This window comes from Chitinophaga sancti (assembly GCF_034087045.1).
GTDB classification, from domain to species: domain Bacteria; phylum Bacteroidota; class Bacteroidia; order Chitinophagales; family Chitinophagaceae; genus Chitinophaga; species Chitinophaga sancti_B.
This window is the reverse complement of the sequence record NZ_CP139247.1, coordinates 7,527,377-7,540,441: the sequence shown is the minus strand read 5'-3', so window position 1 is coordinate 7,540,441 and position 13,065 is coordinate 7,527,377. Positions and strand designations below refer to the sequence as shown.

Here is a 13,065-nt window from a genome sequence, read left to right as displayed (position 1 = left end):
AATACTCCCCCTAAAAATTCCCCTCCCAAACCCTATCCCCAAACCCCACCTCCAAACCATCCCCTCCAAAAAAATCTCAAAAAATATTTCCCCCCCGAGGTACCCTAAACCATCATTTCCGGATAATATATACAGACACCTAAATAAAATTATGTCAACAACCACGGAACATTACGAAAAACTGTTAGCAAAATACCTTGACGGTCAATGTAATGCAGCTGAAACTGCCGAGCTGTACTCCTGGCTACAAGCCTCCGGCTCACACCGTGCGCTGTTGAAAACCATGCAACAGGAATTTCAAAAAGCCCTCGACTCTCAGCCGGAAATCCCCGCTGAAATCTCCGATCGCATTGAAACCAAACTGCTGCAATCCATCTCTACAAAGAAAGTCCGCACCCTCTGGTATTACGTAGCAGGCGCTGCCTCCATCGCCGCCGCCGTATTCCTCCTGATAATATTAACACAACCTGCCACCCAACCCGCGAACACGCAAATCGCAACTACCTCCGTCGCCCCCGGCACCAACAAAGCCATCCTCACCCTCTCCAATGGCTCCACCGTCATCCTCGACTCCGCCGGTAACCAAACCATCCTCCAGGGCGCCACCACCGTACTCCAAAAAAATGGCCAGTTGCAATACGACGCAAAAGCTACCGACGACGCCATCGTATACAACACCCTGACCGTTCCCCGTGGCGGTCAATTCAATATAATCCTGCCCGACGGCAGCCACGTATGGCTCAATGCCGCCAGCAGCCTCCGCTATCCTACCTCCTTCAATGGAAAAGAAAGAAGAGTGGACATCTCCGGCCAGGGATACTTCGAAGTCACTCCCAACGCCAAACAACCCTTCATCGTCCAGGTCAATAACATGGAAGTACAAGTACTCGGTACCACCTTCGACATCATGGCCTATTCAGATGAAAAAAGCGTAAACACCACGCTGGTACAGGGTGCCGTAAAAGTGAACGACAAACGCCTCTTCCCCGGTCAGCAAGCCGTAATGGACCCGTCCACCGGCCAGATCACCATCCACGAAGCAGACGTAGAACAAGTGATCGCCTGGAAAACCGGCTTCTTTGAATTCGACAACGCCCGCCTGTCAGACATCTTAAGACAGCTCTCCAGGTGGTACGACATAGATATTAATTACAATCAGAAAGGAAACGAAAAGCTGCTCGGCGGCCGTATCAGCCGAAGCCTTCCCCTCACTGATATCCTCCATATGCTGGAAGCAAATGGACCTGTATTCGAACTTGTTGGAAGAAAATTAACTGTCAGATAAGGCTGGTATTCCACGTAAAATACACCAGTCATTCATAAACCTAAAACAACGTTATGGAAGTAGCAGAAACAAATTAATCATGTGTGGCCGTACATAAAAAAAACCGGAAGCGCTTGCAACACTCCCGGTATATAATGTCTGGGCCCAAAAAGAAAACAACATCCCGTTACGAATTATTGATTTCAAATTCCCAAACACTACAAAAGTATGGATTTAAACTTATGTGGTAGGGCTTCCTATTCCCGGAAGCACTCATCAACCAAAAATTATTTCGGAATCCACGTTTTCCGAAGTCAAATTTTACTCGTTATGAAACTGACTACCTTTTTGTTGCTAGTGGCCTGCCTGCAGATCAGCGCAAAAGGATTATCCCAGCAAATATCCCTGTCTGAAACGAAAGCACCCCTCAAAAAGGTGTTAAAATCAGTAGCTCGTCAGGCGGGTATCTCCATCATTTATGATGAAGATTTGCTGGCTACTGCTCATCCTGTCACTATTGAGGTTAAAAACGTACCAGTACGACAAGTCCTGGATATGGCACTCGCAGACCAGCCCTTCTCCTATGTGGTGGATGGCGCCCGCATCATCGTCAAAAGTCTGCCCGAAATAAAACCTGCCGACGCTGATACCATTATCACCCTTACCGGCCGTATCACGGATGAAAAAGGTGACCCTTTACCCGGCACCAGCATCCGTATAAAAGATAGCAAAAGTGGTACTGTGACCGATGGTACAGGTTTCTATTCAATCAAGGTTCCTCCCGGCTCCACCCTGATCGTGAGCGCGGTGGGCTTTGAACCTGTCAACTGGGCGGTGACTAAGTCATCTATGAACTTTATCCTGAAAATATCACAGACTGCCCTCACCGAAACTGTGGTAGTTGGTTATGGTGTACAAAAGAAAAGTGTTGTCACCGGCGCCATCTCCAGCGTAAGAGCTGCTGACCTGGAAAGCCAGCCTGTTACCCGCCTCGAAGGTGCCCTCCAGGGCCGTACTTCAGGTGTTACCATCGCTGCCGGTTCTGGTCAGCCAGGTTCCAGTGCTACTGTACGTGTGAGAGGTCTCACTACCTTTAATAACAACGATCCTCTCTGGGTAATTGATGGAGTGGTGGTAGACAATGGCGGTATCGGTTACTTAAACCAATACGATATCGAATCTATCGAAGTATTGAAAGATGCCGCTTCCCAGGCTATTTATGGTGCCCGTGCTGCTGCGGGTGTAATTCTCGTGACTACCAAAAAAGGTAAAGCCGGTACCCTGCAGGTGAACTACAATGGTTACTATGGTAACTCTGAACCTGCCCGCAAACTGAAGCTCCTCAATGCTACGCAATATGCTACCCTGCGTAATGAAGCTTCTGTAGCTGCCGGCAATGGCATCGTCTACGCTGATCCTGCTTCTTTAGGTAAAGGCACCGACTGGCAATCCCTCATCTTCAACAACAGCGCTGCGCGCCAAAACCATGAAGTGAGTGTAAGCGGTGGTAATGACAAATCTACTTTCTATTCCTCTTTCGGTTACCTGAAACAGGATGGTATCGTTGCGACCGACATCTCTAAATATGAACGCATCAACCTGCGTCTGAACTCTACACACAAACTTTCCAAATACGTAACCCTCGGCGAAAACGTAGGCTATGCTTACGACAAAGCCCTGGGCGTAGGTAATACCAACAGCGAATTCGGTGGGCCCCTTAGTTCCGCTATCAACCTGGATCCAACTACGCCTGCAGTAATTACGGATCCTGCTGTTGCCGCTGCCGCACCTTATACCAACACCGGTATTCGCCGCGATAAGAACGGTAATCCTTATGGTATTTCCAGCGCTGTAGGACAGGAGATCACAAACCCGCTCGCCTATATTTCCACACGTCTGGGTAACTATAACTGGTCACACAACATTGTGGGTAATACCTACCTGGAAATAGTGCCTGTTAAAGGCTTGAAACTCCGCTCCACCCTCGGCACTAAAATCGCCTTCTGGGGATCTGAGACTTTCACACCCATCTCTTACCTGAACTCATCTACCATCTCTTCCCGTACTTCTTTTTCACGTAATCAGAATTCAGGATTTGCATGGAATATAGAAAATACCGCGTCTTATACTAAAGATATCCGTAAGAACTCCTTCACCATCCTCTTAGGTCAGGGCGCTTATATGGACAACCGTACAAGAGCAACCACCGTTACTTTCTACGACGTGCCTGCTAACACTTTTGAAGAAGCAAGCATGAACTTCAAAGTAGCTTCCGACAACCGTACTTCCGACGGTAGTGAAGGCGCTGACCATAGGATCTCTTCCCTCTTTGCCCGTGTCAATTACGCTTACGATGAAAAGTACCTCATCGAAGGTATCGTACGTCGTGATGGTTCTTCCCGCTTCGGTGCCAATAACAAGTATGGTACTTTCCCATCCTTCTCTCTGGGTTGGAATATCTCTAAAGAAGGCTTCTGGCCTCAACAGAATCTCGTAAATTTCCTCAAACTGAGAGGTGGTTATGGTGTGGTGGGTAATGATAACATCGGTGACTTTGCCTACCTGTCTACCATCGGTAGCGGCAGAAACTATGCCTTCGGTAATTCCGGTAGTTACCAGATCGGTTACAGTCCGAACGCCCCTTCTAACCCTGACCTGAAATGGGAATCTACCAGTCAGACAAACGTTGGTTTTGAAGCCACTGTTTACAACGACTTCAGGGTAGCTTTCGACTGGTATAAAAAGGTGACTAAAGACATCTTGCAGAACCCACGCATTCCTTCATACGTTGGTGCGATCTCTAACCCTGCTGCGAACGTGGCTGATATGGAAAACACCGGTGTGGAACTGGAGCTGGGGTATCACAAAAAGGTAGGCGAAGTAGACCTGAATGTAAATGCGAACGTTTCTTATACGACTAACAAAGTAACCAACCTGGGTACAGGTATCAAATACCTCTCCGGTGGTCAGACGTTCCAGTCTTCCAGCTACCCAATTACCCGTACTGCCCTTGGTCAGCCACTGAATAGCTTCTATGGTTTCAAGACAAACGGCATCTTCCAGAACCAGTCCGAAGTAGATAACTACACCAGCAAAGCAGGTGGTAAAATTCAACCTGATGCAAAACCCGGTGATTTCCGTTGGGTAGATACTGATGGTGATGGTACAATCACAGAAGCTGACCGTCAGTTCCTCGGCAATCCTACACCTACCTGGACATACGGTGGTACTATCAATGCTGCTTACAAAGGCATCGACATCGTATTATTCATTCAGGGTTCCGCTGGCAACAAGATCTTCCAGGGTCTTCGTCGTCTGGATATCCTGAATGCAAACTGGCAGACAAAAGCCCTGGGTCGCTGGACTGGCGAGGGTTCTACAAACGATTATCCAAGGCTGATATCTACTGATCCTAACAGGAACTTTACCAATCCTTCCGATTTCTATCTGGAAAATGGTAGCTATTGCAGGATCAAATCTTTACAGCTGGGTTACTCCATTCCTAACACGATCACCAAAAGAGTGGGCATCGAGAAATTCAGAATTTATGTAATGAGCGAAAACCTGCTCACATTCACCAAGTACACCGGTTATGATCCTGAAATCGGAGGTGGCGTATTCAGCATCGACAGAGGTATCTATCCTCAGGCAAGATCCTTCATGCTGGGTGTGAACGCTACTTTCTGATAAACTGATAAAAGCAAATTACAATGAAGAAAAAATACATTCCACATATATTGACATTCGCTATTGGCCTGCAAATAATGAGCGGCTGTAGCAGTAGTTTCCTTGAAGTAAAACCAAAAGGTACAGACCTCGAAGCGAACTATTATAAAGATCAGACAGAGGCTTTCAACGGGCTTGTAGCTTGTTACGATGTAGTAGGCTGGCAGGGTGGTAACTACGTGACCAAAGTTGGCGCCATGAACGCCGGTTCTGACGATCACTATGCTGGTGGTGGTGGTGCCAATGACGTAACCGCTTTCCAGGTATTCGCCAATTATACACTGACACCTGATCAGGGGCCACAGGATGAGCTCTGGAAGAAAGGTTTCTCTGGTATCTTCCGTGCAAACACACTGCTGGAAAAGCTCCCGGGTGTCCCCATGGACGAAGCGACCAAAGCCCGTTATACTGCGGAAGCAAAATACCTTCGTGCATTCTTCTACTTCGACCTGGTACGTTTGTTTAAAAATATACCACTCTTCACCAAACCTGTTTCTACCAGCGACATGTACAACGTGTTGCAGGCGACTCCTGAAGAGGTGTACAAACAAATTGAAACAGACCTGCAGGATGCCATTGCAGAAACCAATCTGCCTGATCAGGTACCTATTGCTACCGAAGGTGGTCGCGCTACCAAAGGTGCTGCACACGCACTGTTAGGTAAAGTATATCTCTATGAACAAAAATATAGTGCTGCTGCAACAGAACTGGCCGAAGTAAATGGTACAGTGCCTGGTAGTACCAATGCAAAATATGGTTATAACCTGCTGGCTAACTTCGCCGATCTCTGGAAGTCAGACAACGGTACCAAGTTTAACAGCGAGTCTGTTTTCGAAGTAGCATTTACAGCTAGTTCCGCAGGCTCATGGGATTGCGTGTCTTGTACAGAAGGTAATGTGCTGAACATTATGGTGGGCCCAAGAGGTTACAAAGCATTGAAAGCAGGTGCACCTGATTACGTATCAGGATGGAGTTTCCTCGTAGTGACAAAGGAACTGTTTGATGCCATTCACTACGATCCCCGTTATAATGCAACCGTTGCCAACCTGGATAGCTTACAGGCCAATGGCATTGCCAGCTATGAACCTGGTTATAAAAACACCGGTTACTTCCTGCAAAAGCTCATTGGTTTTAACTACAATAAAACTACCGGTGGTGGTAATATTGAGTTGAACTTTCCACAGGATCTGTACGAAATCCGTTTAGCTGATACGTACCTCATGGAAGCAGAAGCACTCGTGAAAGCAGGACAAGGTGGTGGCGCCGGTACCCGTGCCTACCAGTTGCTGAATGCAGTACGTGCCCGTGTAGGTCTTACTGCTATCGAAGCGACAGATGACAACATCTTCAATGAAAGAAGACTGGAACTGGCTGGCGAAGGTCATCGCTGGTTCGACCTAGTACGTACTGGCAGAGCACCATCAGTGCTTGGTGGCCGTGGCTTTGTTGCTGGCAAGCATGAAATATTACCAATTCCATTGTTAGAGTTGGAAAATACAAAGCTGGAACAAAGCAAAGAATGGGGAGGAACTAAATAACATATCAAACCGATTTATATGAAACGCTATATAGGTACTTTGGCAGTGGCAGCTATGTTGTCCTGCGCTATGCCGGCTTGTACGCCGGAATCATCCACAAAGGAGCTGGGCGCTTTGCCTACTGCCTCTTTCTCCGCTACTCCCTTATCGTCAAATCCGAATAGGGTAGTGGTCACTTCTACTACCAAAGGAGGCTTTATCTGGAACTGGACGATCAGCGATGGAACGACTGCCACAGGGGAATTTGACACACTGCATTTCTCCAAAGCAGGAGAGTATACAGTACAACTTACCGTATTCACCAACGGTGGTTATGCCACGACTGCACAGAAACTTACGATTGCCAATGATGCACCCACAAAAGATTTGCTGAATGCAACAGACTGGACGATCCTGAATACAGGGGGTACGCAAACCACCATCACCAATACAAATGGTACATTGAATTTCTCCAACACCGGCAATACCAATGGTGCAATCTACCAGATGGTAATGGTCAAAGCACACACACCTTACACCGTGGCTGCTAATATCAAAGGTGCTGGTGCTACAAATAGCTGGTTGGAATTATATTGTGACACCATCGCGCCAGTTCAGGGCAAAGATTATGGTGGAACAAAATACATAGCGATGAATACCTGGTCCGGTTGTGGTTCCATTCCATTCGATGGCAACATCGCTACAATAGGCTGTGATGGCGGTGGAAAAGGGAAGAATGGGTATATGGAATTTTCCAAAGCTGATACTGTATGGGTAGTGATAAAAGGTGGTAGCTCCGGTGGTACATTGGGTACTGGCGGAATGACGCTGTCTAATATTCAATTCCTCGAAGAACAATAATTCTAACTCTTACCAGCTGTTTTTTGGAGCTGCCTCAGGTAGCTCCAAAAAAACAGCCAAACCCGATTTTCATCGCCGCCGAAGGCGGCAATCAAAATCAGGAAATTCAATCCACGCTTATGCTCGCAAGATACCTCCCTCTTCTCCTCCTCATCTTTACCTCCTGCTCCGGCAAAGGTAGTACCGACACTACCTCCACCGGGCCCGTCACCCCCACATCCCCCGTCGATAGTGGCTGGACCTTCGAATCTACTCCCACCTGGGCAGATGAATTCGACTACACCGGTGCTCCCGACCCCAACAAATGGGGCTACGACCTGGGCGGCAGTGGCTGGGGCAACAACGAGCTGGAATACTACACGAACTCCACCGACAATGCCAGCGTGGCAAACGGTGTACTGAGCATCACTGCCAGGAAAGAAACAAAAGAAAACAGGAACTACACATCTGCCAGGATGGTTACCACCAACAAAGGCGACTGGCTTTATGGCCGTTTTGAAATCAAAGCAAAACTTCCCGCCGGCAAAGGCACCTGGCCTGCCATCTGGATGCTACCCACTGACTGGGCATACGGCGACTGGCCTAAATCAGGCGAAATCGACATCATGGAACATGTCGGTTACGACCCTGGAAATGTACACATCAGTGCCCACACAGAAGCTTATTATTTCAAAATAAACACCCAGAAAACAAGTACGAAAAAGGTAGACAACGTTACCTCCGCCTTCCACCTCTACAGATTAGACTGGACACCATATGCCCTTAGGGGTTATATCGATGACATGCTGGTGTTCCAGTTTGTAAACGAAGGGAAAGGGTACACTGTATGGCCATTCGACAAACGCTTCCACATCCTCCTGAACCTCGCTGTAGGTGGTGACTGGGGTGGAGTGCAGGGCGTAGATGACAGCATCTTCCCGGTAGCAATGGAAGTCGATTATGTAAGGGTATATAAAATGAAAAGTAAATGAGACTAAACCATATATGCTTCTCCCTGCTCTTCTGCTTTGCCAGTTGTAAGGGAGGTAGCAATGATACGACTACCATCATCGTCCCACCTCCCGTAGGTGAATTAACTACTGACGTCACTTTCTGGCTCACCAAAGCTGATAAAAGTGTACTGCTGTCAAAGCAAAACGTAAGTCTGCTATTTAAAGATACTGTCAATGTGTATCCTACTATTAAGGTAGAAGATGGCACCACTTACCAATCTATCGATGGTTTCGGTTATTGCCTCACCGGTGGTAGTGCAACACTCATTAATAAGTTGCCATCCACCACCCAGGATGCCCTGCTCAAAGAGTTGTTCGCTACCGACAGTGGATGCATCGGCGTTAGTTATCTCCGCATCAGCATCGGTGCCTCCGACCTGAGTGCAGCACCTTTCACATACGATGACATGCCTACCGGTCAAACGGATGTAAACCTTGCCCAGTTCAGCATCAGCAAGGAGCAAACCGACCTGATACCCGTACTGAAAAAGATCATAGCCATCGCACCGAATATCAAAATACTCGGCTCTCCATGGTCCGCACCAGTATGGATGAAAGACAACGGTGGCTTTGTAGGGGGTAGCCTCAAACCTGAATACTACACTACCTATGCACAATACTTTGTAAAATACATCCAGGCTATGAAAGCGGAAGGTATCACGATCGATGCTATCACTCCGCAAAATGAACCTTTGCATGGTGGCAATAACCCCAGCATGGTCATGCAGGCTACTGAACAGGCAGCATTTATTAAGTCTGCTTTAGGTCCCGCATTTAAATCAGCAGGTATCACGACGAAGATCATCACCTACGATCACAACGCTGACAGACCTGACTATCCTGCCACCGTACTGCAGGATGCAGATGCCAAACAATATGTAGATGGCTCTGCATTTCACCTGTATGGCGGTGATATCAGTGCATTGACACAGGTACATAATGCATTTCCTGATAAAAATGTCTACTTTACAGAGCAATGGGTAGGTGCCCCTGGCGATTTTGCTTCTAATCTGCAATGGCATATAACAAATCTCATCATCGGCGCCACCCGCAACTGGAGCAGGAATGTGCTGGAATGGAATCTGGCCGCCGATCCTAACTATAATCCACATACGGATGGCGGTTGCAGTACCTGTATGGGAGCACTCACTATCAGTGCCGACGTTACAAGGAATGTATCTTATTATATTATTGCACATGCATCAAAGTTCGTAAGGCCCGGTTCCACGAGGATTGCTACCAATGTCACCAGCCAGCTGGACAATGTGGCGTTCAAAACGCCTGATGGGAAAAGAGTATTAATTGTGATCAATAATGCCAACGCTCCCCAATCATTCAACATCCAGTTCAATGGCAAAATCGTTACATCCACGTTGACAAATGGTGCCGTAGGTACGTATATCTGGTAAGATGAACACGTTTAAACTGGTAATAATTAAAACAATGAAGAGAGCAATTTTGGCAGGGCTGTTGCTGGCTACTTACGCCGGTTACGCAAAAGGTCCTCAACCGGGAGATACCCTTTCCCGCAAAACAGTGACCGTTTACACTACTGCCGCGAGTACACAGTTAAGAATGTCAGCAACGGACAAGTTATCCTTTACCTCCGCAAAGCAACCGTTTGAAACAGAAGCCTGCATTTTCGTAGATCCTGCAAAGACCTTCCAGACCATGACTGGTATTGGTGGTGCACTGACAGATGCTTCTGCAGAAGTATTTGCAAAACTCCCGAAGGAGAAGCAGGCAGAACTCCTGAAAGCTTACTTTGATCCCGTTAATGGCATTGGCTATACATTGGCCCGTACCAATATTCATAGCTGCGATTTTTCCAGCGATAGTTATACCTATATTGAAGAAGGCGATAGTGCGTTGAAGACATTCAATGTAAAGCATGATATGACTTACCGCGTACCATTTATCAAAGCTGCCATTGCAGCTGCGGGTGGTAAGCTCACACTCTTTGCAAGTCCATGGAGCCCTCCGGCATTCATGAAAGATAATGGTAGCATGCTGCATGGTGGTAAACTCCTGCCTCGTTACTATCAGGCATGGGCAAATTACTATGTGAAGTTCATTAAGGCATACGAATCTCTCGGTATTCCGGTATGGGGTTTAAGTGTGCAGAATGAACCGATGGCAAAACAAATATGGGAATCCTGCAACTTTACTGCGGAAGAAGAAAGAGATTTCATTAAGTATTATTTAGGTCCCACCTTACAACGTGCGGGTATGAGCACGAAGAAACTCATCGCTTGGGATCATAACCGTGACCTGATCTATCACCGCGCCAGCACAATTCTTGAAGACCCTGCAGCTGCAAAGTTTGTATGGGGTATTGGTTACCATTGGTATGAAACGTGGACTGGTAGTACCATGGAATTTGATAATGTACGAAATGTAAAAGAAGCATTTCCTGGTAAGAACCTCATCTTCACAGAAGGTTGTGTAGAAGCGTTCAAACTGGATAAAGTCAATGATTGGGCACTGGGTGAGCGTTATGGTAACTCTTTATTGAATGATTTCAATAGTGGTACTGTCGCCTGGACTGACTGGAATATCCTGCTGGATGATAAAGGTGGTCCTAATCACGTAGGTAATTTCTGTTTTGCACCTGTGCATGCAGATACAAAGACGGGTGAACTGATTTATACGAATGCTTATTACTATATGGGGCATTTTTCTAAATTCATACGTCCTGGTGCAAAGCGTATCGTCGCATCTTCAAACAGGAGTGATCTCCAAACGACTGCTTTTGTAAATAAAGATGGTAAGACGGTAGTAGTGGTGCTGAATACAAGTGATAAAGAATTCGCTTATAAGCTGTGGATAAAAGGGAATAGTACAGATGTAAAGAGCTTACCACACTCAATTGAAACCTTAGTCATCAACTAGCAATTTATACTTCGCTAATTAGTACTTCGCGCTATTTCGTGCTTTATGGTGCTTGCCCTCTGGCAAGCACCATAAAGCACGCGAGCCGATTAAACCGTTCGCGAAGCGAACGGTTTAATCGGCTCAACAAAAGCAAACAACTATAAACTAAAAGCCCCGCCTCAACCGAGGCGGGGCTTTTAGTTTTATACATCACACGACTTAATTCTTATCCCACCACATATGCGTAGCCGCATTATCAACCCCACCTAACAATGAAATCCCCTTATTCAACTCCGTCGCATTCGTATTATACTCCTGCTGTGGATAAGGCAACCTTCTCACACCTTCCGCATCACTCACCACACCTGAACTCTGATTATGCGCCACAGGGAACAGTTTAGGATACCCTGTTCTCCTATGCTCTGTCCACGCTTCCTGCCCCTCAGGGAACATCGCAATCCATTTCTGTGTAATAATACGCTCCATTTTCACCTCCGTACTTGCTGCATCATCCCACTGAATAGTAATAGTAGACTGTGCCTCCTTATCATTCGCACTATTCTTCGGATCTACATAAGCCGCAGGCGTACTTGTAGCATCACTCAGATAACTACCAATCGTTGCACTCCACTGGTTCATTGACGTAGTAATACCTTCATTATACAACTCCTGTGCACTTCCACCAGCATTTGCCCAACCACGTACCGCAGCTTCGGCTCTCAGAAAGTATACTTCCGCAGCTGTCATAATCTGCACAGGTGTAGCCAGTGAAAATGAAGAACCCAGTGCAGAATACCCGAGATAATCATCTTTAGTATTAGAGCTGGTCACCGCACCTAAACGGATACCAATATATTGCGAAGTAATTTTGGAATCGGTAGACATGCCCAGGTACTTGCTGATCCTTGGATCATTGTACCCATTCAGATAACAGGCAATATCAGCACCTATACGGGTATCCCCCCAGTTCCTGTCGATATACACCAGCGGATTAGTAAAGCTACCACCCAATTGTACGTTCATGTTACCACTATTAGCAGTGATTACACCACCATTGGAAGGATTCAGTGCTTTCTCTGCCTGCGCCTGTGCTGTAGTTGCATCCGCTTTCACAATGTGCATCGCTAAGCGCAGACGAAGAGAGTTGGCGAACTGTAACCACTTGGTGAAGTTACCGCTATACACCAGGTCGAAGTTTGCAAAGGTGAAAGGCAGTGAATCACCATTGTTGATAAAACTCTGCAAATTGGCAGTAGCTGTATCCAGCTCCAGGAAAAAACGTTTGTAGATATCTTCCTGGCTGTCATAAGGCAGATCAGTCTTTGAACTACCAGCCTGGCTGTATGGAATAGGACCATAGATGTCAGTCACACGGCTCATACCTGCTACCCGTATGATCTGTGCTACCGCCCATACTGCAGGATATGCAGTATCGATTCGGTTAGTACGCAGTTTGGAGATAGGAGACATGATGTTCAGATAACCTACTTTAAAAGCCTCACCATTCCATCCTGTCATCATAAAGTAGTTGGTATTATTCAGACCTCCATTGAATGGGTTGGGAGACATAAAGTAACCTGAAAACAAATCCGCATTCAGGTTCTGCTGTACCTGGTAAGAGTTAGGGTCGCCACCACCGGAAAAGTTGATGATGGAACGCTCTGCCTGCAACAGGTAAATGCCCACATCATTAAAGTCAGGTTTCAGCTGACCAGTGGAAACACCAGTATTATCCGTATTATAGTCCTCAAAGTTCTTCGTACATGCAGTAGCACCCAAAAGTAGTACTGCAATAATTATATAGTAGCGTTTCATTTTTTCGATCAGTTTT

The 13,065-nt window shown here is 46.7% G+C and carries 8 protein-coding genes; 7 read left to right on the top strand and 1 reads right to left on the bottom strand.

Going from position 1 to position 13,065, the window contains the following annotated elements:
* Window positions 1-151 precede the first annotated feature (151 nt).
* The 7 genes from SIO70_RS30120 to SIO70_RS30090 all read left to right on the top strand — a co-directional run bounded on the left by SIO70_RS30120 (window position 152) and on the right by SIO70_RS30090 (window position 11,252).
* Window positions 152-1,285, top strand: coding sequence for a FecR domain-containing protein (locus SIO70_RS30120; protein WP_320577167.1), 1,134 nt, complete (start codon window positions 152-154; stop codon window positions 1,283-1,285).
* A 309-nt stretch (window positions 1,286-1,594) separates the two neighbouring features.
* The gene (locus SIO70_RS30115; RefSeq protein WP_320577165.1) at window positions 1,595-4,951 is read left to right on the top strand and encodes a TonB-dependent receptor; all 3,357 of its coding nucleotides are present in this window, start codon (window positions 1,595-1,597) and stop codon (window positions 4,949-4,951) included.
* A gap of 23 nt (window positions 4,952-4,974) precedes the next feature.
* Window positions 4,975-6,528: a RagB/SusD family nutrient uptake outer membrane protein gene (locus SIO70_RS30110; protein WP_320577164.1), complete on the top strand. Its 1,554-nt coding sequence runs from the start codon at window positions 4,975-4,977 to the stop codon at window positions 6,526-6,528.
* 18 nt (window positions 6,529-6,546) lie between these two features.
* Window positions 6,547-7,368: a PKD domain-containing protein gene (locus SIO70_RS30105; protein ID WP_320577162.1), complete on the top strand. Its 822-nt coding sequence runs from the start codon at window positions 6,547-6,549 to the stop codon at window positions 7,366-7,368.
* Between the two features lie 119 nt (window positions 7,369-7,487).
* Complete coding sequence (locus tag SIO70_RS30100; RefSeq protein WP_320577161.1) at window positions 7,488-8,339, top strand: glycoside hydrolase family 16 protein; 852 nt, start codon at window positions 7,488-7,490, stop codon at window positions 8,337-8,339.
* Window positions 8,336-9,769 carry a glycoside hydrolase family 30 protein gene (locus SIO70_RS30095; protein ID WP_320577160.1) on the top strand — a complete coding sequence of 478 codons (1,434 nt, stop codon included), beginning with the start codon at window positions 8,336-8,338 and terminating at the stop codon, window positions 9,767-9,769. Before SIO70_RS30100 ends, SIO70_RS30095 begins: the two co-directional genes overlap by 4 nt.
* Before the next feature lie 34 nt (window positions 9,770-9,803).
* A complete protein-coding gene (locus tag SIO70_RS30090) occupies window positions 9,804-11,252 on the top strand; it encodes a glycoside hydrolase family 30 protein (protein WP_320577158.1) in 1,449 nt (482 codons plus the stop codon).
* A gap of 201 nt (window positions 11,253-11,453) precedes the next feature.
* On the opposite strand, the gene SIO70_RS30085 is transcribed toward SIO70_RS30090, so the two are convergent.
* A complete protein-coding gene (locus tag SIO70_RS30085) occupies window positions 11,454-13,049 on the bottom strand; it encodes a RagB/SusD family nutrient uptake outer membrane protein (RefSeq protein ID WP_320577156.1) in 1,596 nt (531 codons plus the stop codon).
* Between the last annotated feature and the right edge of the window lie 16 nt (window positions 13,050-13,065).